The organism is Ruegeria sp. BC3 (assembly GCF_056539265.1).
In genome coordinates this window covers 341,946-365,495 of record NZ_JBQFUP010000004.1, presented here as the reverse complement: position 1 = coordinate 365,495, position 23,550 = coordinate 341,946, and the positions used below count along the sequence as shown (strand labels likewise).

Below are 23,550 nucleotides of genomic sequence, written 5' to 3'. Positions count from 1 at the left end.
TTAGGTTCTAAAATTTGCCGTTGTCATGCGCCATTTCAGCGGGAATGGGCGAGACAACATCCCAATGTTCAACGATTTTCCCGTCTTCAACCCGCCACAGGTCGAAGAACGCCCAGGGCTCGCCGCCCATGGTGGCATCGGTTGCCACAAACACGAAGTTTCCCTCAGCGACAGCGAATTGCGGTTCGAACTTGGTGATAACCATACCCTGCGCGGCAAAGGCCTTGATCGCGGCCATCAGCCCTGTCAAACCGTCGTCGATCGAGGGGTTGTGCTGCATATAAACCTCGGGGTCCATGTAATGTGCGACGTTCTCGGGCGCGGCACCCCCCAATACGTCGCGTACAAAGCCCAGGACCAATTCCTTGTTCTCTTGCGTCTTATCGAGGTCAGTGATCTCGGTCGGCCCATCCGTCATGCCGCGCCCGGACGCTGTCGTTTCGGGAATGGGTTGCAGATTGTCCCAATGCTCAACAACCTTTCCGTCTTCCACGCGGAAAATGTCAAAAGCCGCAAGTGAGGACGCGCCGAACGCATCGGCATTGTCATAGGTATTGTGCAGCACAACCATGTCACCCTCGACGATCACGCGATGGGTTTTTGCGGTCATGCCGGATTGTGCGACCAGAGGGATCAACCCCAACAACCCGTCTGCCCCGGTCGGGACCTGAGGGTTGTGTTGTATATAGTCGGGCCTCACCAGCTGGCGCGCAGCGTCGGGGTCGTGTTCGATAAAGGCGGCCGAGAACAGCGCAAGGACAAGCTCTTTCGGGGTCATGGATAAGTTCCTGTTGATTCGAGTTGTGGTAATAGTAGGTATCCAAAACGCACCACATATCAATTACGCACTTTAAAATCACATGGTTACTTCGAGGATACTACGTTAAAAAACAGTAGGTTGAATTGTAACCTAATGGTATTATGATCGCTGCAAGTATCAAATTCGCACCGGAGGATCACATGCTCCCCATCGGCGTCAACAGCAAGGCCGAAGCATCAAACTGTTCGATACGTTCGGTTCTCTCTAACGTGACCGGAAAGTGGCGCATGATCATTATTCTTGCGCTGGAAGACGAGCCGAAGCGGTTTGGAGAGCTGAAGCGCTGTATCGGTGACGTAACACAACGGGTGCTGACGGAAAACTTGCGCGGGCTGCAGCGCGATGGTTACCTGACGCGGACGGTCGACCCCGGCCCGCCTGTTGCGGTGTCCTATGCGCTAACGCCTTTGGGTCGCAGCCTGTTGGAACTGCTCAAGCCGCTTGTCTACTGGTCTCATGAGCAAATGGATGAAGTGAAATCTGCGCGCATGGAATATGAGCGCGCGCATACGGACTGAGGTCATCTGCGTCCGCATATCGGACTGACAAACACACCGATACCACCGCCGAGCAACAAAAAAAACGCCCGCCAAATAGGCGGGCGCAAAACCGAAAAACCGGTTTCAGATCTTGTCCAAAAAGCGCTTAGCGGCGGATGCCCAGCTTTTTGATCAGGTCCTGATAGCGCGCTTCTTCTTTGCCCTTCAGGTAGTCCAGCAGCTTACGACGCTGGGCGACCATCTTCAGCAGGCCGCGACGACCGTGGTTGTCTTTTTTGTGGGTCTTGAAGTGCTCGGTCAGGGTGGTGATGCGCGAGGTCAGGATGGCAACCTGGACTTCTGGCGAACCGGTGTCGCCGTCTTTGGTTGCGAATTCTTTCATGACGCGTGCTTTTTCAGCGGCAGTAATCGACATCGGGGTCTCCTTTAAAGGTTAGAGTGAATGGCACAGGCCGGGATGTCGTCCAGCACAGGCCCATGGAGAAATCCGCACCGATTCCGATACGGATGGGCGCGTATAAGCGGATTTGAGGCAAATGGCAAAGGGAATCTGCGGCGTCAGCCAAGCGCGCCAAGCTGTGACAAATCCTGCCCGTTGATCAGTTGGATGTCATCCACCGTCAGCCCCTCCGCCCCCAGCAGTTGGGCGACGTTCTGCCCGTCGACCAGTACACGGGTCAGGTTTTCGTTCTCAGTGTCGGTTTCAAGCTGGATGTCTGGCTCTTCTTCCCCCTCCCAGGAGATCAACAGCTTGTCTTGGCCGGGTTCGAAATCCATCACTTTGACCGGTGCGTCGCCGTCCTCGGGTGCCAACTGGATGCTGTCTGCGCCGTCGCCGCCGGTCACCACATCGCCGCTATGCGCCATGATCGTGTCATGCCCGGCGCCGCCGTTCAGAAAGTCGACCGACTCTTCGGTTTCGCCGTCATCGCCTGACAGAACGTCGTCTCCATCACCGCCGAACAGCACATCTTCACCGGAACCACCTTCCAGCACGTCATCGCCGTACCCACCGTGTAGGGCGTCCTCACCTTCACCGCCGGTCAGGGTATCGTTATCCTGACCACCATAGAGTTCGTCGTCGCCCTCGCCGCCATCCAATCTATCCGCGCCGAAATGGCCATAAAGCCTGTCATCGCCTTCATCGCCAGACAGGGTATCGTCGCCGTCTTCGCCATGAAGAACGTCGTCACCGCCGCCACCCGCGATAGTATCGGTGCCCTCTCCGCCATGCAGAGTGTCATCGCCAGGGCCGCCGATCACCGTGTCATCGCCGCCGTAGCCGTTGATCTGATCGTCGCCGTCCTGCCCGGTCAGAACATCCGCGCCGTCGTCCCCCGCGATGATCAAATCCCCCTCAAACTCTGAGATGACGGTGCCGGTCGAAGGCTCCGGGTCGTCGACGTTTTCACCCACGTCCAGAAAGTTCCCCTCTGACACCTCGGGCGGTTCATCCTCGATGATGTCATCCTCCTCCTCTTCTTCGTCAGAGTCGAACAGATCACCCACCGCAAAAGCTGCACCACCCATTGCTGCCAAGCCAATTAGTCCTACTAGAAACATGGTAACCCTCCGAGAACGGACTTCTCCGAAGGTGAAATATCCCATGTGATCAGTCAGTTGGTCAAAGCCAAGCTGGACTTGTGGTTAACCTTTGGTCACCACGGTTCGGGCTGTTGTGTATATGCGATGTAAAGTGGGTGTTTGGGGTGGCCGTCCTTGGTCAGGCCCAGATGAAACAGGGGCTGGCCGGTGCCGCGCAACAGGGCCTCCACCGCTGGGCCGCGTTCCAGATGTGCGCCGTGCGTGCCCCATGCTGCGATGACCTGGTCGGCCCATCCGACGCCGTCCAGAATTGCTGCGTCGTTTTCTGGGCCAACCGGATCGGCGGCGGCGCGCATCTTGCGCGGGTCGGTGTCGCGCCAGGCAAAGATGTTGGTCACCTGAAACGCTCCGAACCCCAAAGCTCGCGCGCGGCGTTCGCAACGTTCGACTGTCGGGTCGTTCTGCACTTCGGTCGCGGTAGAGGGGTTCAGCATCACGAACAGCGCCTTGCGCCCGCCCGTATCCCAGACACGGGTCAGGCTATAGCGATACTTCTCGCAATCGGAATAGATGGCGGTCGAGGGCGCGTCGCCCTTGGTGTGCGAACGGGTGATCATGACACCCGCCTAGCACGGCGTTCAGGCGACGAACACCCGGCTGGGGTGCAATTCGCCGGATTTGTAGATCCCAACCGCCACGGCCTTGCCGTCCAGCGAGGCCCAGGCCTCGTCTCCGTATTCGACATCCGAGGCCAGAACCATACCCGGGTTACCATTGCGCAGGCGGGTGGCACCTTCGGGTGTGCATTTCAGCTCGGGCAGTTCGGCGAGGCCGATTTCCAGCGGATGCAGGTAGTCGTCCAGGGCGGTTGTCTTGGCCATCTCGTCGATCTGTTCGATAGACAGCCCGTCGTCGACCTCGAACGGGCCGGACCAGATGCGGCGTAACTCCTTGACGTGGCCAAGGCACCCCAACGCCGCGCCCAGATCGCGGGCGATCGAGCGGACGTACCCGCCTTTGCCGCAGGTCATCTCCAACACCACGTGATCCGCGTCGGGACGGTCGACCAGGATCAATTCCTCTACCCACAACGGGCGGGCAGACAGTTCGACTTCCTCACCATCGCGGGCCAACTTATAGGCACGCTGACCGTCGATCTTGACGGCCGAGAATTTCGGGGGGACCTGCATGATGTCACCCAGAAAGGGGGCTAGGGCCTGTTTGATGTCCTCATCCGAAGGGCGCGCATCGCTGGTCGCAATCACTTCGCCCTCTGCATCGTCGGTATTGGTGGCCTGCCCCAAACGCACGGTGAAAGTGTAGGCTTTCAAAGCATCGGTGATATAGGGAACGGTCTTCGTCGCCTCACCCAAAGCCACGGCCAGTACGCCCGTCGCCTCGGGGTCCAGCGTACCTGCATGGCCCGCTTTCTTGGCGTCCATCGCCCAACGCACCTTGTTGACGACCGACGTCGAGGTCATGCCCGCAGGCTTGTCCACCACCAGCCAACCGGAAATGTCGCGACCCTTGCGTTTGCGTCCCATTCTACACCTTGAATCTTGCTGAGGCGCGCGAGTTAGCGGATAGCTCTGCCCCTGTCAATTTCAGGGTGCGTCTTCGACCACGCCGACGATCGGCCCCAGCGAGAACCCGACATCCGAGCGGTTGTTCGCCCGGTCATACATGCGCGAGATATTGCCATCGAAGAACAGCGCATTCGGCGTGTTCAGCACGTCCCGGAACAGGCTGCCGAATTCGTGAAACGTCACGTAATCATCTGAGATCGCGAATACGGCACGGGTGCCATTTTCGCTAGTGCCCACCCCGTTGCGCACATAGCGCGAAGTTGAATCCACCAGAAAGCGCGGGTGCAATTCGCCGTCAATGACCAACATCGGGCCGGATTGGGTGGCAAAACGGCACTGTGGAGCCTGATTAACGTAATCCAACGTTTCAAACACGTCGGCCCGACCGTCCCGGATGCAGAACACCCCGTTCGGCAGCAATCCGAAATTGCCCGGCCCGGCGTTCGGGATGACGCGCATCTGCTCTTGCCCGTCTTCGACGTAGTGTCCAACCGGCGAGCGGTCGTCGTGATACATGCCTGCGTTCATCGCAAAGGCCAGACGTTTATCATCAGGGCCCAGAGCATCATTCACCGATGAGAAGTGCCCGAGCAGGTCTCCGTTTTTGTCATTCAGGAACAGACGCAGATCTTCGTTGGCGGCATCCACCTCGCAGATGGTGTACCGCTTGTCCTCATGGGTCAGTTTCTCGCAAGTGACCGCAGAGGCCTGCGCCGCCCACAGGACCGCGCCCAGAGTGACAATTGCGCGGATCACTCGTCCAGATCGCGGCGCACCGCGTCCTGTTCGAACATGCGGCGGGTGTCGTCCAGTCGATCGAACGTGTCATCCAGACGGAACCGCAGATCGGGCGAGAATTTCAGGCCAACTTTTTTGCCGACCATGCGCCGCAGCTCACCCTTGTTGCGGGCGAGCAGTTCGATAACGTCTTCCTGCCCTTTGCCGCCCAACGGCAGCACATAGGCGGTGGCGATCTTCAGATCGGGCGAGGTGCGCACCTCACCCACGGTGATCGACATACGGTTCAAGTCGGGGTCGTGGACATCTCCGCGCGCCAGAACTTCGGACAGGGTGCGACGGATTAGTTCGCCGACACGCAGCTGTCGTTGGGACGGGCCGGGGCCATCGTGGAATTTGTTCTTTGCCATAACTCCGATCTAAGCCCAAAGCTGGGCTTTGCCAAGCGGGCGCGAACCGGGTAGGAGGCTTTGAGCCGACTAACGCGAAAGGACCAGCGCAATGACCCATATTCCGGGGATCGTCATCACAGGGGCTTCGGGCCGTATGGGGCAGATGCTGATCAAGACTGTCACTGACAGCGATCAGGCGCGTCTTGTTGGGGTGGTCGAGCGTAAAGGTCATGACTGGATCGGACAGGATGTTGGCACGGCAATGGGCGGCCAGCCGCTGGGCGTCACTGTGACCGACGACCCGCTTGAGGCGTTCGCGCAGGCGCAGGCGGTGATCGACTTTACCGCGCCCGAGGCAACGCTGGAGTTTGCTGCGCTGGCTGCGCAGGCGCGTTGTGTCCATGTGATCGGCACCACAGGCATGACGGATGAGCAGATCGCGGCGCTTGAGCCTGCGTCTCGCCATGCGGTGATCGTGCGGGCCGGGAATATGAGCCTCGGGGTGAACCTGCTGGTGCAATTGACCAAGAAAGTCGCGGCCGCGCTGGATGAGGATTTCGATATCGAAGTGATCGAAGGCCACCACCACCATAAGGTCGATGCACCTTCGGGCACCGCGCTGATGCTGGGCGAGGCCGCCGCCGAAGGGCGCGGTGTCAAGCTAGCGGATGTGGCAGATCGGGGCCGCGACGGCATTACAGGCGCGCGCAAGCGCGGCGACATCGGATTTCATGCCATTCGTGGTGGAGACATTGTCGGCGAGCATGACGTCCTGTTCGCTGCCCCCGGCGAGCGTATCGTTCTGCGCCATCTGGCCACCGACCGTGCCATCTTTGCCCGTGGCGCACTGAAGGCGGCGCTGTGGGGTCAGGGGAAAGATCCGGGCCAATACGACATGGTGGACGTGCTGGGGCTTTAATCGCCTCTAGCGGAACGCGGAAAGTCCGGGCGGTTCAGCGCCTTCACCCTCAATCCGGGAAAACAGCGCGCCTAGTCGCTGGTCCCAGGTCGGGTATTGGCCTGTACGCGCGTAAGTCAGGCGTTCGGCCCCTATGGATATGCCAAGGGGTGCGGCCTGTCCGCCGATCACGACCTCGCCGATTTCGGTCCAGTTGTCGGACGGTGGGTAAGCTTTAGGGGCCGTTTCGTCCGCACCACCCAGCCGATAGTAGACGCCCATGGTCACAAGGTACTCATCACCAAACGGGTCGGGGAAGAAAAAGCCCGAGGCATCGCGCGCGGCCAGTGCCTCGGCCTCATCGCGCAACAGTACCTTTTCGCTGAAAGGCAGGCCCAACGCGTCCAGCACCGGGCGCATGTCGTCGGCTTGCGGCACGCTGACAAAGGCGATGCGGGACGGGTCGAGGTCAAAGCTCTGGGTCAGAATTTGCATCATCAGCCGGGTCGTGGTCTGCCCATCGGCATCAGCAGGATGACAGCCCACCTCGTGAAAAAGGGGCAACACATCGGCTCGTGACTTTTCGTCAACATCCGCAACGCGCGCCAGCGGCTGAATCACGTATTCTCCCCAAGGCAGCACGGACTGATCGAAATCGTGCCGAAACCCGCCGTTATAGTCATCGACACCCGAGGCCAGCGAGAGGGGCTCAGCCTCACTAAAACCAAGCTCGGTGAACGCGGTTCTCAGTTGATTGAGCGTGTTCGCGAACTCCTGTTCGAACGTCTCATTCTGGTTAGTGGCCGCAGCCCCGACACGCGGAAGCAGGGTTCCGACCGTTGCTGCGGTTCCAAGCTGAACCACGCGACGCCTATTCAATCCCATCAGAGGCCTCCCTTTGAGGTGGACATTGTCGAGCGTATCACAGATGTGGCCGCCAATGGTTAAGGGATTGTGAACATGCGCGATACCAGCGTTTTGCCCGGTCCTTCAGAGGTCCTTGATTCTGTCGACCCGGAGCGGGCAGGCGAGGTAAACTCCGAATTCCTTACCGATATCCGCGCTGACACGGGCGTGGACTTTACCTTGCCGGTCGAGGAACCGCTGATTGTCTTCGACCGGGAAAATCCCCTCATGCCAGATGCCGGGATGGATGTAGAGGCCGCGTGACCCATCGCACCAGAAGGCCACCACTTTGTCCGGCGTCAGGTTGTCTCCGGGCAGGGCGACGGGGACGATGAAGGGCTTGTTGTCCAACGGCCAGAACATCTGACCTCCATCCGGATGATAATTCATGTGCCACAGCAGAACCTGATCGCGCGGCGCGGTTTGCCGCGTCGTCTGCGCCTGTTGCGGGTCCGCAGACCAGCCGAGCACATAATGCCCTTTCACTGCTTCGTTTTCGCCGTAGAGAACATCGCCCTGCCAGTTACATTTGAACGTGCCTTCGACCCAACCGCCCTCGTCGCCGGTTCCTTCGTCGATCGGGCGCCAGCCCTGTTGGGGCCAGCGCACGATCTCGATCTCAAACGTGTCGGGATCGTCGACCAGACAACCATAGCCTTTGACTGTCTCGTCCGTGGCCCGGATCAGAGGGACTTCGTGCCAGGGCAGGGACGGTTTGGAACTGGCCTCGAAAATGTATTCCGGCGCGGTCATGATGCGCCCAGATGCTTGTCGACCATGCGCTGCACCATGGGTGCGAAATGGGCGAAATCCGGTGTTTCCATATCGGCGCGCTTGCCTGCCTCATCCAGATACCGGACCTGAATGATTTCTTTCAGGTTCGGGTTGGCTTCGAATTCTGCGACCTCTTCTGCATTCATCGGACCACCTTGCAATTCCAGCGTATGAACCGAAGCAGCAGAGAGCCGATTGAAATATTCGGGTTTGGTGGCGCAGAGATAGCGTTTGGCCGCGACGTGATAGCGGCAGCAATCGGTGATGACCGAGGGGAAGAACTGTTCCAGCACTTCCGCGCCCGCGTCCTCATGATGGCGGTCTTCGGTATCATCCGGGTGGTACGTTCCGAACTCGGATGTGAAATGACCGATATCGTGCAGCAGCGCGCCGACGATGATTTCCTCAGGCTGACCGTTCTGTTCGGCGATGGTCGCGCCTTGCAGCATATGTTCGGCCATGGTGACGGGCTCGCCGAGGTACTCTTCGCCGCCCCGGCGGTCGAAGATATCCCCGATGAAGGCCACGATATTGTCCCGGTTCAAGGTCGAGAAATCGGGTTTCATTCCGCCGCCTCCGGCTGGTCCATTTCCATTGCCGCCAGCGTTGACAGCAGACCGTCCTTGTCGGCGTAACATCCCTGCAACCACCGCGAGCCCGCTCCGGAATAGCCCAGACGCGCGTGAAGGACGCGGGTGTTGTCGACGATAAAGCTCTCGCCCGGTTCCAATTTGAACGACACGCCCATGGCCGGGTCGTCGATGATTTCACCCAATTGGCGATAAGCGGCGTAGTAGGCCTCCATCTGGTCGAACGGGATATCGACCAGCGGTGCGGTCGAGCGGTTGTTGAAACGGATACCAACAAGCTCGCCATCCGGCGATAGTTCGATCATCGGGCGGCGGGAACGCAGGCAGACACCGTCCGAGCCTTTGTATTCGAACCGCGCGGGATAGCCTGCCAGCAAGGCAAACCCATCGGGGTTCTGTTCGCGCAGCTTCTCGGCGGCGCGGAAGCCATCGACCACGATTGAGTCGCCGCCCTCGGCGCTGTTCTCAAGGCAGTACAGAATTTGCAGCGTCGGAACCGGATCGCGATAGGGATTGTCGGTATGCGCCTGCAGGCCAAGGCCGGTATAAGCGAGGTTGGTGGGGTTCACCTCAGTCCGAACCTCGAAATAGGGGCCATAGTTGGTTTGGCGGACATAACCGAACAGATCGGCCACCTTCAGCAGCGACTCCGGTTCGGTCGGCCCGCCGGTCAGCTTGGCAAAGCCGTACTCGGCCACTGCCGCCAGCCAGCCACGTTTGGCCGCCGGGTTGGCATGAACCTCGTCCCAATCTGCGCTGGGCGCGTCGATGCCGCGTTCCCACGTAGTGATGCCGGGGGCGGTCCGCCCGGTTGCGAGGTCATGGTCGTGGTCATAGCTGTGCGTGGCCAGCCAATCGGCGGGGAAGGTGACGGTCTTATCTTCCGGTTGGAAAGTAACGGTCAGATCTCCGTTTCGAACCTCGGCGGCACTGACAGAAATGTCTGAGGGGATATCACCGATGGTGATCAGACGCTGACCGTTGCCGGGGGCGCGGGTTTCTGGGTCCAGCGCATTGTCGCGCAGCCAGATGGCGTGGAAACGGGCGGTGGTGCCGGTGTCAAATTCAATGGTTATGACCGTGGCGTCGTGAGTGGCGATGCGCAGCATGGGGGTCTCCTGTTCAGCGCGGCTTTGCTTGAGCAGATACGCGCCTTATGGCATTACCACAATTAATCCTTCTTTCTGCTGAGACTTGGAAAAACTAATGGCTAAGAAAAAGATCGGGTTGCCGCCATTGGATTGGTTGCGCGTGTTCGAAGCGGCGGGGCGTCTGGGCGGTTTTTCAGCAGCCGCACGGGAATTCGGCCTGACTCAGGCGGCGGTCAGTCAGCGGATCGGTAATCTTGAGGCCTGGTTGGGACGGACATTGTTTGTGCGTGAGGCACGAGGCGTGTCGCTGACCGTTGAAGGCGAAAGCTATCTGCCCTTGGTGCAAGACAGCCTTCAGGCGCTTGAACGGAACACCGAGGATTTGTTTGGAAAGTCCCCGCGTGAACTGCGCGTGGCGGGGTTGTCGTCCAACATCCACGCGCTGGTGGTGCCCAGCCTCGCCCGGTTTCAGGAGGTGCGGCCGAAAGTGCGTGTGATGACGGATTCCGTTGCGCGCCGCTCTTCCTTGGATGAGGAGCGGACATGGCTGCAAATCCGCTACGGCCGCGGTGCATGGCCGGGGCGGGATTCCGAACTCATCGCTCCTGAAGTGCTGGTGCCGATGGCAGCACCGGGCGTGGAATGGGGCGCGCCTTTGATCGATCTGCGAGGGGAGCGGCCCGGATGGCGGGACTGGGCGCGAAAAACGGATCAGGGCGAAGTTACGACGTCGAATATCAGCTTTGATTCAATGGAACATGCGTTGTCAGCGGCGCGGCAAGGTATGGGCGTGGCGCTAGGGTCAGTCGCTTTGGCAAAGGGAGATTTGCAAGCAGGCCGGTTGCGCAGGTTGAACCTGCCCGAGTTAAAAACGAAAGATGGTTATTGGCTGACCTGGCCCGAAGATAGGGCAAAGTCCAAAAAACAGCGTGCCCTGATTTCGGATTTTCTGGACGCGTTGCGGGGATGAGCAATCAGAAGTCGATTGCGATGCCCTTTTTCTCCCAATCTCCGTAACGGGCCGGGTCGGGACCGTCACGCCCGCCCAGTTCCTTGGGCAACTCTTTGGCCTCAGCCTCGGCCTTTTTGCGGCGCTCTTCTGCTTCGGCCAGCGCACGCTGGGCTGCGGGGGGCAGGTCTTTGCGGTCGTCACTCATGACATCGGGTTCCTTTCCGTGCACGGGCTTGATATACGCCCCCGTCCGCATTTGGCAATGTGGATGAGGGTTTCATCAAAGGCGGTTCCATGTCCGACAACGCAACAGCGGCGCGACGCAGCGCGATCTATCTGCTGGATCAGATTCTGGGAGAGGGGCGGCTGTTGTCCGAGTGTCTGGCTGCCGGCGCGCTGGATCGGCTGGGGCCTGAAGATCGCGCGCGGGCGCAACGCCTGACGTTAGAGACCCTTCGCGGGCTCGAACGCGCAGACCGCCTGCTGGACAATCACCTGAACCGGACACCGGCCCTGACCGTGCACAATGCCCTGCGTCTGGGCGCTGTTGAGCTGTGCCACGGCGAAGCTGCGCATGGGGTGGTCAATTCGATGGTCGAGATTGTGGGCCGGTCGCGCAAACATGGGCGGCTCAAAGGGTTGGTCAACGCGGTTCTGCGCAAAGTGGCCGCCGAAGGCCCCGGGGCCTGGCCCAAAATGCGGGTTCCGCGATTGCCGGAATGGTTGCGCGATCCGCTGATCATGGCATGGGGCGATGACGCAATTGCCGGAATGGAACAGGCGCATTTCAACGGCGCACCACTGGACATCACTGTAAAGCCAGGCGCAAGCGGTCCGGGTGAGGCGCTGCCGACCGGGTCGATGCGTGTGCAAGATGCCGGGCAGGTTTCGGCGCTGCCGGGCTATGACACAGGCGGCTGGTGGGTACAGGACGCCGCCGCTGCGTTGCCGGTCCGTGTGCTGGGCCCAAAGCCCGGTGAAAAGATACTCGACCTTTGCGCCGCGCCGGGGGGCAAGACGTTGCAACTGGCCGCTGCCGGGGCTGAAGTCACCGCGCTGGATGTGTCCGAGAACCGGTTGGAACGGGTGCGCGAAAACCTTCAGCGCACCGGATTGAAGGCGACTGTCATTGCCGGTGACGCGTTGGAACATCAGGGTCAGTACGATGCTATCCTGCTGGACGCGCCCTGTTCGGCCACAGGAACGATCCGCCGCCACCCAGATCTGCCCTTTGCCAAAGACGGCTCGGAATTCGGCGGGTTGATCGAGTTGCAGGCCCAAATGCTGGCCCACGCCTGGACCTTGCTGAAACCCGGAGGCCGGCTGGTCTATTGCACCTGCTCTTTGCTGCCGGATGAGGGCGAGGTGCAGGTTGAAGAGGCTTTGGATCAATATCCCGAAATGGCCGTGGACCGCGACGCCCTGAGCATTGCCGGGGTCGAACCAGGTTGGATTACCGAAGAAGGCGGCTTGCGTCTGCGTCCTGATTACTGGCCGGATCGCGGCGGAATGGACGGGTTCTATATCGCCTGCCTGAACAAATCGACGTAATGACACGCTTTTCGATGACTTGACGATCGTGGCGGTCTATCGTTGGGTCTCAGGCGCCAGCAGAGCGCAAGGGGCAGAGTAACGAGCGTCATGTCAAAGACGGATTCCATGACCAATAGGTGGACACGGTTTCAGAACCGTCTCTACGCGCGGCTCAGCCAGCGGCGCAAAGCGGTCTCGGGGTTTGTTGGCGAGCCCGAACCACGCACAGTTGGGTCATTTGCCCGCGGACGTCAGCTGGTTGCCGGGAATTTGCTGTTCGCAGGCTATCTGGTCGAGGCGCAAGACACCGAGCTGTGGGATGTTCTCGCCCCCAGCACCGGTTTCGATAATGAACGTCACGGCTTTGCCTGGTTGGACGATCTTGCCGCTGTGGGTGACATGCGCGCCCGCGAAAAAGCGCAGCGGTGGGTGTGGGGATGGATCAAGGCGCATGGTCGCGGCCAGGGGCCGGGCTGGGCCCCGGATCTGACCGGACGGCGCGTGATCCGCTGGATCAATCACGCGGCATTCCTGCTGCGCGGCATGGACGACACGCAGCGCAAGATCTTCTTCCGCGCCTTGGCGCAGCAGACATGGTTTCTGTCCAAACGCTGGAAGGCGGCAACACCGGGGCTGCCCCGTTTCGAGGCGTTGGCCGGTCTGGTGCAGGCTGGGCTAGCGTTGGAGGGGTTGGAACAACTGGCCGATCCGGCCCTGCGGGCCCTGGCACGCGAATGCGACAGCCAGATTGATGCTCAGGGCGGTATCCCGACCCGAAACCCGGAAGAACTGCTTGAGGTCTTTACGCTGTTGGCCTGGACCTCTGCGGCGCTCAGTGAGTTGGGGCGCGGCACGCCCGGGGCGCAGGCGAATGCCATCAAACGCATGGCCCCCACCTTGCGTAGTCTGCGCCATTCGGACGGGGCGCTGGCCCGGTTTCATGGCGGCGGGCGCGGGGTCGAGGGGCGTCTGGATCAGGCCCTTGCTCAAAGCGGGGTGAGACCGCAGCACGCCTCTGGGCTTTCCATGGGGTTTGCCCGCCTTTACGCAGCGCGGACCAGTGTCATCGTGGACGCCAGCCCGCCGCCCAAGGGGGCGGCGTCCTTCAATGCTCATGCCTCGACCCTCGCGTTCGAGCTGACTTCGGGCCGCAGGCCGCTGATCGTGAATTGTGGCTCGGGCGAAAGCTTTGGGATGGAATGGCGACGCGCGGGCAGGGCTACACCGTCTCACTCGACGTTGTGCCTGGATGGGTATTCGAGTGCTCGGTTGGCCGATCCCACTCCCGGCAGCGAACGTGAGGCGCTGGTGGATGCGCCACAAGAGGTCCCGGTCGACTTTGAGGACGCTATCGAAGGCACACGGTTCATGGCCGGGCATGACGGATATACCAAGGTCTTTGGGTTGACCCACGCCCGCACGTTCGAGCTGCGCTTTGACGGGCGTGAACTGGCGTGTGAGGACATTCTGCTGACCGCCACGGACAAGGCGAAGAGGCAGTTTGACAAGGCGCTGGACGCCTCTGGCCTCAAGGGCATCGGGTTTAATGTCCGGTTTCACCTGCATCCGGACGTGGATGCAGCGCTGGATTTGGGTGGGGCGGCGGTGTCGATGGCGCTCAAAAGCGGCGAGATTTGGGTTTTCCGCCATGATGGCGTAGGAAAATTGTCAGTTGAGCCAAGCGTTTATCTTGAAAAAGGCCGATTAAAGCCACGCGCGACAAAACAGATCGTTCTATCCGGGCGCGCAATGGAGTATGCGACCCGCATCCGGTGGACGCTGAGCAAGGCACAGGATACAGCCTATGCTGTACGCGATCTGCACCGGGACGAGCCCGAGTTTGACTGACGCCAAAAGGACCTTTGGACCCATGACCGATCTTCACCCCGTGCGCCGCGCGTTGCTTTCCGTTTCCGACAAGACCGGGCTGATCGAGCTGGGCAAGGCGCTGGCCGAGCGCGGGGTCGAGCTGCTGTCGACGGGCGGTACCGCAAAGGCGCTGCGCGATGCGGGGCTTGAGGTGAAAGACGTCAGCGAGGTCACTGGCTTCCCCGAGATGATGGACGGTCGGGTCAAGACCCTGCACCCGATGGTGCATGGCGGTCTGCTGGCTCTGCGCGACAACGACACCCACATCGCCGCGATGGACGAACACGGCATCGGAGCAATCGACCTGCTGGTGGTGAACCTCTATCCGTTCGAGGCGACCGTGGCAAAAGGCGCGGGATACGACGAATGCATCGAGAATATCGATATCGGCGGTCCCGCGATGATCCGCGCCGCGTCCAAGAACCATGCCTTCGTAAATGTGGTTGTGGATGTCGAGGACTACTCTTCGCTGCTGGATCAACTGGAAGAGAATTACGGCAAAACCTCTTACGGCTTCCGCCAGTGGCTGGCGCAAAAGGCGTATGCCCGGACCGCTGTTTATGACACCGCTGTGTCCAACTGGATGGCGGAGGCGCTGCAGCTTGAGGCCCCCAAGCGCCGTGCCTTTGCGGGTGAGTTGAAACAGACTCTGCGCTATGGCGAGAACAGCCATCAGCAGGCGGCGTTTTATACGGACGGCACGAACCGTCCGGGCGTGGCGACCGCCGTTCAGCATCAGGGCAAGGAACTGAGCTACAACAACATCAACGACACGGATGCCGCCTTTGAATTGGTGGCTGAGTTCGATCCTGCAAAGGGCGCGGCCTGTGCGATCATCAAGCACGCCAACCCTTGCGGTGTTGCCACAGGCGCGACCTTGCTGGACGCGTATAAGTCGGCTTTCGACTGCGACCGGACCTCGGCCTTTGGCGGGATCGTGGCACTGAACCAACCGCTGGATGCCGAAACCGCTCAAGAGATTACCGGCATCTTCACCGAGGTCGTGATTGCTCCGGGCGCGTCCGACGAGGCCAAGGCGATCTTTGCCGCCAAAAAGAACCTGCGCCTGCTGACCACAGAGGGCCTTCCGGATGTGACCGCTGGCGGCAAGACCGTGCGTCAGGTGGCCGGTGGTCTGCTGGTGCAGGACAAAGATAACGGCTTTGTCGGCATGGATGATCTGAAAGTGGTCACCAAAAAGGCCCCAACCGACGAGCAGATGCGCGACCTGCTGTTTGCATGGAAAGTGGCCAAGCACGTTAAATCCAACGCCATTGTCTATGTCAAAGACGGCGCGACCGTGGGCGTAGGTGCAGGTCAGATGAGCCGCGTGGACTCGGCCCTGATCGCGGCCAAAAAAGCCGAACGCATGGCGGATGCGCTGGGCTTGGCCCAACCGCTGACAATCGGCTCGGCCGTGGCCTCGGATGCGTTCTTCCCGTTCCCTGACGGCCTGATGGAGGCCGCTGAGGCCGGCGCCACTTGCGTGATCCAGCCCGGTGGCTCGATGCGGGATGACGAAGTGATCGCGGCGGCGGACGAGGCTGGCTTGGCGATGGTCTTCACTGGCATGCGCCACTTCCGTCACTGATGCGCATGCGCCTTCTGCTCTGGGCTGCGGTGGCCGCGTTTTTGATCGACCAGATCAGCAAGTATCTGGTCGTTCACGTGATGCGCGTGGCCGAGGGACACATCGACGTCCTGCCGCCGCTGCTAGTGTTCAAGTACGGCGAGAATCGGGGCATCAATTTCGGCCTGTTCCAAGGTGACTCCGATGCTGCGCGCTGGGTTCTGATCGGTGTGTCGCTGGCAATCTCAATCGGCGTGCTGGTCTGGCTGATGCGTACGGTCCCGTCGAAGCTGATGCTGGTATGCGGTGGGCTGCTGATCGGGGGCGCACTTGGCAACGTGGTGGATCGCGTGCTGTACGGCTATGTTCTGGATTTCCTGAATATGTCCTGTTGCGGCATTAACAATCCTTTCGTGTTCAATCTGGCCGATGTGTTTATTTTCGCCGGAGCGATCGGTCTGGTTTTGTTCGAGGGCAAAAAGGCCTCGTGACGCGCCATTTGAAATGCGATAAAAGCGCCTCAAACAGGCTGGAGACTCTGATGCGGCTGCCGCGTTCCATTTTTGCTGTGACATTGGCCTTTGCTGCTGCGGGCTGTTCCGATATTGGTCTGCGCCATCTTCAGGCACCGGGGCCGGGGCCGGACGAGTTCTCTGTTCTACCGGTCAAGCCGCTGACCCAGCCAAAGGATTACGCGTTCCTACCTGCGCCGACCCCCGGTGGCGGCAACCTGACTGATCCTAATCCAAAGGCCGAAGCGGTCGCAGCCCTTGGTGGTAACGCGGCTGCGTTGAATCCGAACACAGCCATTCCGTCGACCGATGCAGCGCTTGTGACCGCGACCAGCCGCTATGGCGTTCCAGCCAACGCACGGCAGGTGGTCAACGCCGAAGATGCAGAGTTCCGCAGAAAGCAATCTCGCCTGACGCGTCTGCGCCTGTTCAATGTGGACCGCTATTCGCAGGTTTACCGCCGCGAGACCCTTAATCCGGACGCCCAAAACGAAGCGGCCCGTCGCGCCGGGATCGAAACTCCGTCGTCGCCGCCGGTTAATGAATAATCTTTAACTTTTCGTCATCAGGCTTGAACCCGCGCGGCGTCACCGTAGTTTGAACACAATAGATCAAACGGAGGACGCCCCATGGTTCGGGCCCTTGCCCTGTCGGCTGCCCTGATGGCCGCGACCCCTCTCGCTGCAAGCGAGGGGCATGAAGCGGTGACAACCTTTACGCTGGATAACGGCATGGATGTCGTCGTGATCGAGGATCATCGCGCGCCGGTCGTGCAGCACATGGTCTGGTATCGCGCGGGATCCGCGGATGAGCCCGTGGGATCCTCGGGTGTGGCGCATTTCCTTGAACATCTCTTGTTCAAAGGAACCGACACGCTGGCACCGGGTGAATTCTCGGCCACCGTTGCAGCGAATGGCGGCAACGACAACGCGTTCACGTCTTATGACTACACCGCCTACTTCCAGCGTGTCGCAGCAGACCGCCTGGAACTGATGATGCGGATGGAGGCGGACCGGATGCGCAACATCCGCCTGACCGAAGAGGATATTGCTACCGAACGCGACGTGATCCTAGAGGAGCGTAACCAGCGCACCGACAACAGCCCTCGGGCCCTGTTCGGCGAGCAGATGAGTGCAGCGCAGTATCTTAACCATCGCTACGGCGTCCCGATCATTGGCTGGCGGCACGAGATGGAGACGCTGGACATGGAGGATGCGCTGTCCTTCTACCAGACACATTACGCGCCCAATAACGCCATTCTGGTCGTCACGGGCGATGTCGAACCCGACGAGGTCAAAACCCTGGCCGAAGAATACTATGGTGTGATCCCGGCCAACCCAGACCTGCCCGAACGGTTCCGTTCGCAGGAACCGCCCCAGATCGCGGAACGACGCCTGACGTTCAAGGACGCGCGGGTGTCGCAACCTTACGTTCAGCGCAGCTATCTGGCCCCAGAACGCGATCCGGGCGAGCAGGAAAAGGCCGCTGCGCTGTTTCTGTTGGCTGAACTTCTGGGCGGCAGTACCACGTCCTATCTGAACGAAAAGCTACAGTTCGAGCAACAAAAGGCCGTCTACGCCGGGGCTTTCTATCGCGGTGTCTCATTGGATGACACGACCTTTGATTTGCTGGTGGTTCCGGCGCAAGGGGTGTCTTTGCAAGAGGCCGAAGACGCGATGGATCAGGCTGTGGCCGATTTCATCGCCGAAGGTGTGAACGAAGAAGACCTGGACCGGATAAAGATGCAACTGCGTGCCGCGCAAACCTATGCGCGCGACAATGTGGACGGGATCGGCAACCGCTATGGTCGAGCCCTGACCAGCGGTTTGACGGTCGAGGATGTGCAGGCGTGGCCCGAAATCCTGCAGGCCGTGACCGGCGACGAGATCATCGCCGCTGCCCGCGAAGTGATACAGCCCGAAACATCGGTAACCGGATGGCTGATGCGTGACGATGAGGTGACGCAATGAAACGAATATTCGCAACTCTGATCGCCTTCGTGATCGCTCTCCCGGCCTGGGCTGAGATCGATATCAAAGAAGTGACCTCGCCAGGTGGGATCAAGGCCTGGTTGGTCGAGGATCATTCGATCCCGTTCACAGCGCTGGAACTGCGCTTTCGCGGGGGTACCTCGCTGGATGATCCGGACAAACGCGGCGCGATTTATCTGATGAGCGGATTGATCGAAGAGGGCGCGGGCGACATGGATGCCCGCACCTATGCGCGCGAACTGGAGTCGCTGGCCGCGTCCTTCCGGTACAATGCCACCGACGACACGGTGTCGATCTCGGCGCAGTTTCTGACCGAAAACCGGGATGAGGTGATCGACCTTCTGCGCACCACGATCCATGAACCGCGATTTGATCAAGACGCGGTTGAGCGTGTGAAGGCGCAGGTGCTTTCGGGTTTGAAATCGGATCAGACCGATCCGAATGACATCGCAGGCCGCAATTTTGCGCGGATGGCATATGGCGAACATCCGTATGGCTCGGAAGGCAAGGGGACAATCGAAAGCGTGTCGTCCCTGACCCGTGATGACGTGGTCACGGCGTATGAGGATGTCTTTGCCAAGGACCGCATGTATGTCGGTGCTGTGGGCGATATCACCGCCGAAGAGTTGGGCGTATTGCTGGACAAGTTGCTGGCTGACCTGCCCGAAGCCGGCAAACCGATCCCGGAACGCGCTGACGTGACCATCCCCGGCGGTGTCAGCGTGGTTGAGTTTGATACCCCACAATCGGTTGCTCTGTTCGGTCATGCGGGCATTGACCGCGATGATCCCGATTTCTTTGCGGCTTTTATCCTGAACCACATTCTGGGTGGCGGGGGCTTTGAAAGCCGACTGATGCAGGAAGTGCGCGAAAAACGTGGTCTGACCTACGGCATCGCGACCTATCTTGTGCCCAAGGATCTGGCTTCGGTCTACCTGGGATCGGTCTCATCCAGCAACGATCGCATCGCAGAGGCGGTCGAAGTCATCCGGGACGAATGGGCGCGCGCGGCATCCGAAGGTGTGACTCAGGAAGAGTTGGACGACGCCAAGACCTATCTGACCGGCGCATACCCGTTGCGGTTCGACGGCAACGGCCAGATCGCCGGGATCATGGTCGGAATGCAGATGGAAGACCTTCCCATCGACTATATCGCCACCCGCAACGACAAGGTGAACGCGGTGACGCTGGAAGAGGTCAACCGCGTGGCCAGCGAGTTACTGGACCCCGAGGGGCTGCATTTCACCATCGTCGGAAAACCCGAGGGTCTGGACGGTTAAACCCGTTCAGGCCGCTGCGGGCTGCTTTTGGGCCCGCAGCGTGTGTTTGTTACTGCTCAGCAGCTTTTGCCGCGCATGACGGAAATGCGCGGCCTTCAGCGTGTCGTCGATATGCCGGTTGCGCCGAAGCAGGCGCGACAGTTGGATGTTGTCGAACACAAGGCATGTGGTGGGTTCTGTGGCGATGACCGTAGCTGTTGCAGGCAGGCCGAGGCTGAATGTCAGCTCGCCCAAGATCTCATCCGATCCGCAGGTGTTGATGACCCGGCCGTTCTTCAAAATGGTCGTCTGTCCGCTCAGGACATAGCCCAGGAAATCCGTGATCTTGCCTTCTTCGATCAGGATATCTCCGGTTTTGTATTCGCGTATGGATGCTGTGTTCAGCAACCTGCGTGCCTGATGCGGTTTCAGCGACTCTAAATGGTGAGAGATGAACTGACGCTCGGGTTGGGAAAAGTGAACCAAATGGCGCGACAGGTAACCGCGCAGCAAACCGATGACCGAGATCGCGATATAGGCCATCTGGATGATCGCCCCGGCCAGATTGAACTCTTCTGCCATGCTGATCATCACGCAGCCCGCGGCGACGATCACCAGAACGGGGTACAGGACCCCGTTGCCCCGGATGACGCCGATCTGCAGCAGAAAGTAGTTCAGGATGTACAGCCCGGCCCCAAACACACCGATCATTGTCGCCAGTTGGACGGCTTCGGGAATATCGATTGGAAAGTTTAGCATGCTTGGCCCACCCTTGTGTTGGATGGGCCTTACGCTGCGTCAACAATGCAAAGCTGTATATGAACAGCTTCACAACTTAATCGGTGTTATGAGCGTGCTTTCGCCTGCGCGCGCAGCATCTGTCCCATCATCTGACCGAACTTGCCCGACCCGCGCTGATACAGCGCGCCGTCCACGGCCATAACCGTGCCGCTGATGTAACTGGCCAGATCCGAGCTAAGGAACAGGCAAGCATTGGCAACGTCCTGCGGTTGCCCCCAACGGCCTAAGGGTACATCCTTGCGCAGCTCTTCATGGGCGTTCTCGGTCGGAGCCAGTCGTTTGGCCCCTTCGGTCCCTTCGATAAATCCGGGCACGACCGAGTTCACGCGAATGCCTTCGACACCCCACTCCATCGACAGCGATCGGGTGATCTGATCCACACCGGCCTTGGCCGCACAAACATGCGACTGGCCTTCATAGGGCAGATAGGATTGCGGCGCCGAAATATTGATGATGCTGGCACCCGGACGTTTGAGGAAGGGATAGGCCCCCTTCATCACGTGGACCGTGCCCATCAGGTCGATGTCCACCACGGTCTTGAATGCGTTCACGGACATCTCTGACATCAGCGCAGGGAAATTGCCCGCCGCGCCTGACACCAGTACATCGAAATCACCAAACGCGTCGTGGAACTGCTGCAAGCCCTCCGCTACCGCCTCGGGGTCGCGGACGTCAAAGGCTGCACCGATGGCGTCCTGTGCGCCTGCAGCTTTCAGCGCATCGACTGTATCATCCACCTTGTCCTGCGACCGGCTGGCCACGGCAAGTTTGGCCCCCGAGGCCGCAAAGGCCTCGGCAATGCCGCGATTGATACCGCTTGTTCCGCCAATGACGATGACGGTTTTGTTTGCAAAATCCATGAGGGCCTCCCTTGGTCGGGGGCCCTACTCGCCGTAGGGCACCCAGATGTTCTTCACTTCGGTCGCAGCCTGCAGGAAGCGGCGCGAATGGTCCACGCCCCAATCAAATGCCGTCGCGTTATTCACCCAGGTCCGTTTCAGGTTCCCTGCCGAGACGGCCTCGATCTCTTTCGAAAGGTCGGTGGACGAGAAGGACCAGACCGCATCGACGTTCAGGTGCGAAGCCAGCGGTTTCGCCAATTCCGCGTGGCTACCGGTCAGGATGTTGACCACGCCAGCGGGGACGTCGGATGTTTCTAGGATCTGGTAGAAATCGGTCGCTGCCAGCGGGTAGGGCTCGGATGCCACCAGAACTGTCCGGTTGCCCATCGCAATTGCCGGGGCCATCGCCGCAACCAACCCAAGAAGAGGTGCTTCGTCGGCGCAAAGCGCGCCGATGACGCCGACGGACTCTTTCATGGCGATCGCCACGCCGCGGATCGGAACACCGTGCACCTGACCGTCATACTTGTCGGCCCACGCGGCGGCGGTGAACAGACGCTGGATCGAGGCTTCAACCTCTTTCGCGCCGTCCTTTTTGCCGGTCATGGCGTCAATGCGAGTTGCGAATTCATCAGCACGGGCCGAGAGGTTTTCACCGATGTAATACAGGATCTGCGCGCGCAAATGCCCGGTGGTCTTCGACCAAGCTTTGGCACCCGCTGCAGCCTCAACCGCATTGCGAACGTCCTTGCGGTTGGCAAGGCCCACATGGCCCAGCAGGCCGGACTTGCCCCAGACGGGTTTCGAATAGCCGCCATCGGGCCGCGCCTGCTTGCCGCCGACATACATCTTGGCGGTCCGGTCAATCGGGTCGACCGGAGCACCTTCGCCCATAATCGCTTCAACCTTCGCCAGCGGCTTGGCTTTGCCCTTGGGCTTGGTATAGGCCGCAAGACCTTCCCAACCGCCTTCTCGGCCAAACCCGCTTTCGCGAACCCCACCGAAACCAGCGGCGGCGTCGAACAGGTTGGTGGCATTCACCCAGACCACGCCCGCGACCAGCTTGGGGGCGATATCCAGCGCGAGGTTCACGTTTTCGGTCCACACCGTCGCGGCCAGCCCGTAACGGGTGTTGTTGGCCAGTTCGACCGCCTCTTCCGGCGTGCGGAAAGTGGACGACACCAGTACCGGACCAAAAATCTCTTCCTGCATCAGCGGATCGGATGTCTCGAGGCCCGAGATCAGCGTCGGCGGGTAATAACAGCCGTTCGCAGGCAGATCGCAAGCCGCCTGATGAACATGCCCAACCGTGTTGCTTTCGACCATGCCCTTGATGGTCTGCAACTGCACGGGGTCCACAACCGCACCCACGTCGATACACTTGTCCAGCGGATCGCCGATGCGCAGCTTGTCCATACGGGCACGCAGCTTGTCATGGAAGCGGTCCGCGATGCCCTCTTGCACCAAGAGGCGCGAGCCCGCACAGCAGACTTGGCCCTGATTGAACCAGATCGCGTCGACCAAGCCTTCGATGGCTGAATCAATATCCGCGTCATCAAAGACGATATAGGCGGACTTGCCGCCCAGCTCTAATGTCAGTTCCTTGCCAGAGCCAGCGGTCGCCTCACGGATACGACGGCCCACGACGGTCGAGCCGGTAAAGGCGATTTTGTCGACGTTCGAAGACACGATCATCTCACCCACAGCTCCGTCACCGGTGACAATGTTGACCACGCCTTTCGGCAGGCCAGCCTGCGAACAGATGTCGGCAAACAGCAGTGCAGTTAGCGAGGTATACTCGGCCGGCTTCAGAACCACCGTGTTTCCCATCGCGATCGCAGGCGCGACTTTCCACGCAAGCATCAGCAGCGGGAAGTTCCACGGGATGATCTGCCCACAAACGCCCAGAGCCTCGGCATCGGGCAGTTCGCTTTCCATCAGCTGCGCCATGCCCGCGTGGTAATAGAAATGCCGCTGCACCAGAGGGATGTCGATGTCGCGCGATTCACGGATCGGCTTGCCGTTGTCTAGGCTTTCGAGTACCGCGAACAAGCGCGAATGCTTCTGAAGCAACCGTGCAATGGCATAGAGGTACCGCGCACGACCTGCGCCGCCCAGCTTCTCCCACTTTGGCTGTGCCTTGCGGGCGGCGGCAACGGCGGCGTCCACATCAGCCTGTTTCGCCTGCGTCAGCTTAGCTAGAACCTCTCCGGTCGCCGGGTTGCGGCTTTCGAACCCTTTGCCAGGTTTAGTGAAGGCACCGTCGATATAGTGACCGAACTTGTCGCCCTGATCGACCAGCCAGGCCAATGCCTCGGCAGCGCTTTCGGGGGCAGGGCCGTAATCCATGGTTTCGAAAATCTCTTTGACTGTCATTGTTC

Annotated in this window: 25 protein-coding genes; 10 read left to right on the top strand and 15 right to left on the bottom strand. The window is 60.2% G+C overall.

Going from position 1 to position 23,550, the window contains the following annotated elements:
- Window positions 1–7: 7 nt before the first annotated feature.
- Complete coding sequence (locus ACR0MV_RS13735) at window positions 8–778, bottom strand: nuclear transport factor 2 family protein (protein WP_480702456.1); 771 nt, start codon at window positions 776–778, stop codon at window positions 8–10.
- A gap of 182 nt (window positions 779–960) precedes the next feature.
- On the opposite strand from ACR0MV_RS13735, the gene ACR0MV_RS13730 reads away from it, so the two are divergent.
- The gene (locus ACR0MV_RS13730) at window positions 961–1,338 is read left to right on the top strand and encodes a winged helix-turn-helix transcriptional regulator (RefSeq protein ID WP_170382053.1); all 378 of its coding nucleotides are present in this window, start codon (window positions 961–963) and stop codon (window positions 1,336–1,338) included.
- A 127-nt stretch (window positions 1,339–1,465) separates the two neighbouring features.
- Here the strand turns inward: ACR0MV_RS13730 and rpsO are convergent, their stop codons facing one another.
- From rpsO to rbfA, 6 genes are all read right to left on the bottom strand, one after another.
- Window positions 1,466–1,735 carry a 30S ribosomal protein S15 gene (gene rpsO, locus ACR0MV_RS13725; RefSeq protein ID WP_008757925.1) on the bottom strand — a complete coding sequence of 90 codons (270 nt, stop codon included), beginning with the start codon at window positions 1,733–1,735 and terminating at the stop codon, window positions 1,466–1,468.
- Between the two features lie 143 nt (window positions 1,736–1,878).
- The gene (locus ACR0MV_RS13720; RefSeq protein ID WP_480702455.1) at window positions 1,879–2,883 is read right to left on the bottom strand and encodes a calcium-binding protein; all 1,005 of its coding nucleotides are present in this window, start codon (window positions 2,881–2,883) and stop codon (window positions 1,879–1,881) included.
- 95 nt (window positions 2,884–2,978) lie between these two features.
- On the bottom strand, window positions 2,979–3,482 hold the full coding sequence (locus ACR0MV_RS13715; RefSeq protein WP_480702454.1) for a DUF1643 domain-containing protein: 504 nt from the start codon (window positions 3,480–3,482) through the stop codon (window positions 2,979–2,981).
- Window positions 3,483–3,503: 21 nt separating this feature from the next.
- Window positions 3,504–4,409 (bottom strand): tRNA pseudouridine(55) synthase TruB, encoded by a 906-nt coding sequence (truB, locus tag ACR0MV_RS13710; protein ID WP_480702453.1) that lies wholly within the window; start codon window positions 4,407–4,409, stop codon window positions 3,504–3,506.
- Between the two features lie 60 nt (window positions 4,410–4,469).
- Complete coding sequence (locus ACR0MV_RS13705; RefSeq protein WP_480702452.1) at window positions 4,470–5,207, bottom strand: phosphodiester glycosidase family protein; 738 nt, start codon at window positions 5,205–5,207, stop codon at window positions 4,470–4,472.
- Window positions 5,204–5,599: a 30S ribosome-binding factor RbfA gene (rbfA, locus tag ACR0MV_RS13700; RefSeq protein ID WP_010438628.1), complete on the bottom strand. Its 396-nt coding sequence runs from the start codon at window positions 5,597–5,599 to the stop codon at window positions 5,204–5,206. The genes ACR0MV_RS13705 and rbfA overlap by 4 nt, the downstream gene beginning before the upstream one ends.
- Before the next feature lie 91 nt (window positions 5,600–5,690).
- Between rbfA and dapB the strand changes: the two genes are divergently transcribed.
- A complete protein-coding gene (gene dapB, locus ACR0MV_RS13695; protein WP_480702451.1) occupies window positions 5,691–6,500 on the top strand; it encodes a 4-hydroxy-tetrahydrodipicolinate reductase in 810 nt (269 codons plus the stop codon).
- Between the two features lie 6 nt (window positions 6,501–6,506).
- Here the strand turns inward: dapB and ACR0MV_RS13690 are convergent, their stop codons facing one another.
- From ACR0MV_RS13690 to tmpA, 4 genes are all read right to left on the bottom strand, one after another.
- The gene (locus tag ACR0MV_RS13690; RefSeq protein WP_480702450.1) at window positions 6,507–7,364 is read right to left on the bottom strand and encodes a hypothetical protein; all 858 of its coding nucleotides are present in this window, start codon (window positions 7,362–7,364) and stop codon (window positions 6,507–6,509) included.
- A gap of 105 nt (window positions 7,365–7,469) precedes the next feature.
- Window positions 7,470–8,138, bottom strand: a complete 669-nt coding sequence (locus ACR0MV_RS13685) for an ureidoglycolate lyase (protein ID WP_170425746.1) — start codon at window positions 8,136–8,138, stop codon at window positions 7,470–7,472.
- Entirely contained in the window at window positions 8,135–8,725 is a 591-nt protein-coding gene (gene tmpB, locus ACR0MV_RS13680; RefSeq protein WP_170425744.1) for a (R)-1-hydroxy-2-trimethylaminoethylphosphonate oxygenase, read from the bottom strand. Before tmpB ends, ACR0MV_RS13685 begins: the two co-directional genes overlap by 4 nt.
- On the bottom strand, window positions 8,722–9,858 hold the full coding sequence (gene tmpA, locus ACR0MV_RS13675; protein ID WP_480702449.1) for a 2-trimethylaminoethylphosphonate dioxygenase: 1,137 nt from the start codon (window positions 9,856–9,858) through the stop codon (window positions 8,722–8,724). The genes tmpB and tmpA overlap by 4 nt, the downstream gene beginning before the upstream one ends.
- Window positions 9,859–9,955: 97 nt before the next feature.
- Between tmpA and ACR0MV_RS13670 the strand changes: the two genes are divergently transcribed.
- On the top strand, window positions 9,956–10,810 hold the full coding sequence (locus ACR0MV_RS13670) for a LysR family transcriptional regulator (RefSeq protein WP_480702448.1): 855 nt from the start codon (window positions 9,956–9,958) through the stop codon (window positions 10,808–10,810).
- A gap of 4 nt (window positions 10,811–10,814) precedes the next feature.
- On the opposite strand, the gene ACR0MV_RS13665 is transcribed toward ACR0MV_RS13670, so the two are convergent.
- Entirely contained in the window at window positions 10,815–10,997 is a 183-nt protein-coding gene (locus ACR0MV_RS13665) for a DUF1674 domain-containing protein (protein ID WP_170425738.1), read from the bottom strand.
- A gap of 89 nt (window positions 10,998–11,086) precedes the next feature.
- Between ACR0MV_RS13665 and ACR0MV_RS13660 the strand changes: the two genes are divergently transcribed.
- The 7 genes from ACR0MV_RS13660 (at window position 11,087) to ACR0MV_RS13630 (ending at window position 19,547) form a co-directional block, all read left to right on the top strand.
- Window positions 11,087–12,343: an RsmB/NOP family class I SAM-dependent RNA methyltransferase gene (locus ACR0MV_RS13660; protein ID WP_480702447.1), complete on the top strand. Its 1,257-nt coding sequence runs from the start codon at window positions 11,087–11,089 to the stop codon at window positions 12,341–12,343.
- A gap of 90 nt (window positions 12,344–12,433) precedes the next feature.
- Window positions 12,434–14,173 carry a heparinase II/III family protein gene (locus ACR0MV_RS13655; protein ID WP_480702446.1) on the top strand — a complete coding sequence of 580 codons (1,740 nt, stop codon included), beginning with the start codon at window positions 12,434–12,436 and terminating at the stop codon, window positions 14,171–14,173.
- A gap of 22 nt (window positions 14,174–14,195) precedes the next feature.
- A complete protein-coding gene (gene purH, locus ACR0MV_RS13650) occupies window positions 14,196–15,785 on the top strand; it encodes a bifunctional phosphoribosylaminoimidazolecarboxamide formyltransferase/IMP cyclohydrolase (RefSeq protein WP_480702445.1) in 1,590 nt (529 codons plus the stop codon).
- Window positions 15,785–16,255, top strand: coding sequence for a signal peptidase II (lspA, locus tag ACR0MV_RS13645; RefSeq protein WP_480702444.1), 471 nt, complete (start codon window positions 15,785–15,787; stop codon window positions 16,253–16,255). Before purH ends, lspA begins: the two co-directional genes overlap by 1 nt.
- Window positions 16,256–16,305: 50 nt before the next feature.
- Entirely contained in the window at window positions 16,306–16,824 is a 519-nt protein-coding gene (locus ACR0MV_RS13640) for a DUF3035 domain-containing protein (RefSeq protein WP_170425729.1), read from the top strand.
- Window positions 16,825–16,905: 81 nt separating this feature from the next.
- Window positions 16,906–18,246, top strand: coding sequence for a M16 family metallopeptidase (locus tag ACR0MV_RS13635; protein WP_480702443.1), 1,341 nt, complete (start codon window positions 16,906–16,908; stop codon window positions 18,244–18,246).
- Window positions 18,243–19,547, top strand: a complete 1,305-nt coding sequence (locus ACR0MV_RS13630) for a M16 family metallopeptidase (protein WP_480702442.1) — start codon at window positions 18,243–18,245, stop codon at window positions 19,545–19,547. The genes ACR0MV_RS13635 and ACR0MV_RS13630 overlap by 4 nt, the downstream gene beginning before the upstream one ends.
- A gap of 6 nt (window positions 19,548–19,553) precedes the next feature.
- On the opposite strand, the gene ACR0MV_RS13625 is transcribed toward ACR0MV_RS13630, so the two are convergent.
- The 3 genes from ACR0MV_RS13625 to ACR0MV_RS13615 all read right to left on the bottom strand — a co-directional run bounded on the left by ACR0MV_RS13625 (window position 19,554) and on the right by ACR0MV_RS13615 (window position 23,545).
- The gene (locus ACR0MV_RS13625; protein ID WP_480702441.1) at window positions 19,554–20,285 is read right to left on the bottom strand and encodes a Crp/Fnr family transcriptional regulator; all 732 of its coding nucleotides are present in this window, start codon (window positions 20,283–20,285) and stop codon (window positions 19,554–19,556) included.
- Window positions 20,286–20,371: 86 nt separating this feature from the next.
- Window positions 20,372–21,187, bottom strand: a complete 816-nt coding sequence (locus ACR0MV_RS13620) for an SDR family oxidoreductase (protein ID WP_480702440.1) — start codon at window positions 21,185–21,187, stop codon at window positions 20,372–20,374.
- A gap of 24 nt (window positions 21,188–21,211) precedes the next feature.
- Window positions 21,212–23,545: an aldehyde dehydrogenase family protein gene (locus tag ACR0MV_RS13615; protein WP_480702439.1), complete on the bottom strand. Its 2,334-nt coding sequence runs from the start codon at window positions 23,543–23,545 to the stop codon at window positions 21,212–21,214.
- Window positions 23,546–23,550: the final 5 nt, after the last annotated feature.

Excerpts from the sequence above, each read along its gene's own strand:
- ACR0MV_RS13640 (WP_170425729.1), top strand. The coding sequence starts at position 16,306 with ATGCGGCTGCCGCGTTCCATTTTTGCTGTGACATTGGCCTTTGCTGCT.
- ACR0MV_RS13620 (WP_480702440.1), bottom strand. The coding sequence starts at position 21,187 with ATGGATTTTGCAAACAAAACCGTCATCGTCATTGGCGGAACAAGCGGT.
- ACR0MV_RS13630 (WP_480702442.1), top strand. The coding sequence starts at position 18,243 with ATGAAACGAATATTCGCAACTCTGATCGCCTTCGTGATCGCTCTCCCG.
- truB (WP_480702453.1), bottom strand. The coding sequence starts at position 4,409 with ATGGGACGCAAACGCAAGGGTCGCGACATTTCCGGTTGGCTGGTGGTG.
- purH (WP_480702445.1), top strand. The coding sequence starts at position 14,196 with ATGACCGATCTTCACCCCGTGCGCCGCGCGTTGCTTTCCGTTTCCGAC.
- ACR0MV_RS13670 (WP_480702448.1), top strand. The coding sequence starts at position 9,956 with ATGGCTAAGAAAAAGATCGGGTTGCCGCCATTGGATTGGTTGCGCGTG.
- ACR0MV_RS13690 (WP_480702450.1), bottom strand. The coding sequence starts at position 7,364 with ATGGGATTGAATAGGCGTCGCGTGGTTCAGCTTGGAACCGCAGCAACG.
- tmpB (WP_170425744.1), bottom strand. The coding sequence starts at position 8,725 with ATGAAACCCGATTTCTCGACCTTGAACCGGGACAATATCGTGGCCTTC.
- ACR0MV_RS13665 (WP_170425738.1), bottom strand. The coding sequence starts at position 10,997 with ATGAGTGACGACCGCAAAGACCTGCCCCCCGCAGCCCAGCGTGCGCTG.
- rpsO (WP_008757925.1), bottom strand. The coding sequence starts at position 1,735 with ATGTCGATTACTGCCGCTGAAAAAGCACGCGTCATGAAAGAATTCGCA.
- ACR0MV_RS13730 (WP_170382053.1), top strand. The coding sequence starts at position 961 with ATGCTCCCCATCGGCGTCAACAGCAAGGCCGAAGCATCAAACTGTTCG.
- ACR0MV_RS13685 (WP_170425746.1), bottom strand. The coding sequence starts at position 8,138 with ATGACCGCGCCGGAATACATTTTCGAGGCCAGTTCCAAACCGTCCCTG.
- ACR0MV_RS13625 (WP_480702441.1), bottom strand. The coding sequence starts at position 20,285 with ATGCTAAACTTTCCAATCGATATTCCCGAAGCCGTCCAACTGGCGACA.
- ACR0MV_RS13735 (WP_480702456.1), bottom strand. The coding sequence starts at position 778 with ATGACCCCGAAAGAGCTTGTCCTTGCGCTGTTCTCGGCCGCCTTTATC.
- lspA (WP_480702444.1), top strand. The coding sequence starts at position 15,785 with ATGCGCATGCGCCTTCTGCTCTGGGCTGCGGTGGCCGCGTTTTTGATC.
- ACR0MV_RS13655 (WP_480702446.1), top strand. The coding sequence starts at position 12,434 with ATGTCAAAGACGGATTCCATGACCAATAGGTGGACACGGTTTCAGAAC.
- ACR0MV_RS13635 (WP_480702443.1), top strand. The coding sequence starts at position 16,906 with ATGGTTCGGGCCCTTGCCCTGTCGGCTGCCCTGATGGCCGCGACCCCT.
- ACR0MV_RS13615 (WP_480702439.1), bottom strand. The coding sequence starts at position 23,545 with ATGACAGTCAAAGAGATTTTCGAAACCATGGATTACGGCCCTGCCCCC.
- ACR0MV_RS13720 (WP_480702455.1), bottom strand. The coding sequence starts at position 2,883 with ATGTTTCTAGTAGGACTAATTGGCTTGGCAGCAATGGGTGGTGCAGCT.
- ACR0MV_RS13660 (WP_480702447.1), top strand. The coding sequence starts at position 11,087 with ATGTCCGACAACGCAACAGCGGCGCGACGCAGCGCGATCTATCTGCTG.
- ACR0MV_RS13715 (WP_480702454.1), bottom strand. The coding sequence starts at position 3,482 with ATGATCACCCGTTCGCACACCAAGGGCGACGCGCCCTCGACCGCCATC.
- rbfA (WP_010438628.1), bottom strand. The coding sequence starts at position 5,599 with ATGGCAAAGAACAAATTCCACGATGGCCCCGGCCCGTCCCAACGACAG.
- dapB (WP_480702451.1), top strand. The coding sequence starts at position 5,691 with ATGACCCATATTCCGGGGATCGTCATCACAGGGGCTTCGGGCCGTATG.
- tmpA (WP_480702449.1), bottom strand. The coding sequence starts at position 9,858 with ATGCTGCGCATCGCCACTCACGACGCCACGGTCATAACCATTGAATTT.